The sequence below is a fragment of the Desulfoluna butyratoxydans genome, assembly GCF_900699765.1.
GTDB classification, from domain to species: Bacteria; Desulfobacterota; Desulfobacteria; order Desulfobacterales; family Desulfolunaceae; genus Desulfoluna; species Desulfoluna butyratoxydans.
On the sequence record NZ_CAADHO010000027.1, the window covers coordinates 1 to 1,516 of the forward strand.

Sequence of the window (1,516 nt, forward strand, 5' to 3'; positions counted from 1 at the left end):
CAGCCCTTTCAATGTAGTACTTTTATTTTTTGCGTTTCGAAATCAGCTTGGCGGTTGAAACATGTGAGCTTTTCGAGCAATGACCCTTCTTGTCCTTTGGCTTTTTAGGGCCTCTCTTGTGTTTTTTGTATGCAGATAAATCGACCTTTCGGATGAGCATTTTTATGTACTTGATCAACTCGTCATTTGTGAAGTCCCGAAAAAATCTCCACTCTTCTCTGGGTAGAGCTATCATCATCCCTGGGTGTGTTTGGGATAGCTCATTTGCAATGTAATATGGAGACACTTCATTTTCGATTTTTTCTGAACCATGCACACAAGCGAGCGCTGCCTTAACGACTGCAAGGATGATGTAAGAAACTAAGGCGATGCAAAAGCCAAACAATGCAGCACGAGGATAACCTAATGCATTGATTTCAGAGTTGTAATATTCTGTCAGTTCTTGGAACGCTGTCTCAATTTTCCATCGTCCTCGATACAGATTTGAAATGGTGATAGCATCAGCATCCTCTTCTGGAAGGTTTGTTATGATATAGATATCTTTATCGCCATCACGCGTCTTTTTGTTCAGGTGCACTCGGATACGCCGAAGATGTAACTCATTCCCAGAGGTGTCGGTGGTGATAATTGGGTGCTCAAAAACCGCTCCGGTATCAACTTCACCGCCTAATTTTTCAGGCCCGTTTTCACAGAAAGGGAACCCTCCATGCTGGCGGATAACAAAATAAGCGTCACTGTTATCAATAGAAAAAATAAAATTACGTGTGCAAAAGTTTCTATCCGAAAGCCATAATTCACCAGCTTTCACAGTTTTTAAAAAGCTATCAAATAGTGACCGTTCTTGGGCATGACCGTCTTCGCATGGAAAAACGTCGACAGGCATTCTAAGTACGGGATCATAAACAACCAGAGATTTTCCGGGCAAAGGACCAGCTGTGTTGTCCCTCAATTCTTTGATACGATGTTCAGACGCTTCGATGCAATTTCCATCGATTAGCTTAACATGATATCCAGACAGAGGTGGTGCAGACATCCCACCTAATTCTTGAATGATCGGAATGACGGAACTAGCCGCATAGCGAACCAACTCGGCTGAAGTGGATAGTTCCATTCCATTCAACTTGTTGTATACAGAAGTTATTGAAACGCCAACTTTCTTTTTAGACGCTTGATATGCTGAATGGACCGATGAGTGCATTCCACCCACGACGCCTGCCATGATATCAAATACTGACGAGAACAAAAGGTCTCTGGTGTACTGGTCGTTGACTGTTCTTTCGAACCACTCATCGAGCTCTTTAGGTGGTAGTATTCGTTCAATCATCCCACGTGAAAGAACGGATAAAGGGCTATTTTCTATAAATCTATCGAGAATCGGATTTGATACCACTATATCGAACTCCATAATAGGTTATTGTTTAACTTTACCATAACCTTTAAAGAGTGGTTTGTCTAGATTTTATCACGTCATTTTGGGCCTTTAGGTATAGTTATATTTACCACCTTGAAAGGGCTG

At 41.8% G+C, this 1,516-nt stretch carries 1 protein-coding gene; it reads right to left on the reverse strand.

Translation table 11 applies throughout. The features are described 5' to 3' along the window. Positions 1-22: 22 nt before the first annotated feature. On the reverse strand, positions 23-1,390 hold the full coding sequence (locus MSL71_RS26295; protein WP_180147504.1) for a transposase: 1,368 nt from the start codon (positions 1,388-1,390) through the stop codon (positions 23-25). Between the last annotated feature and the right edge of the window lie 126 nt (positions 1,391-1,516).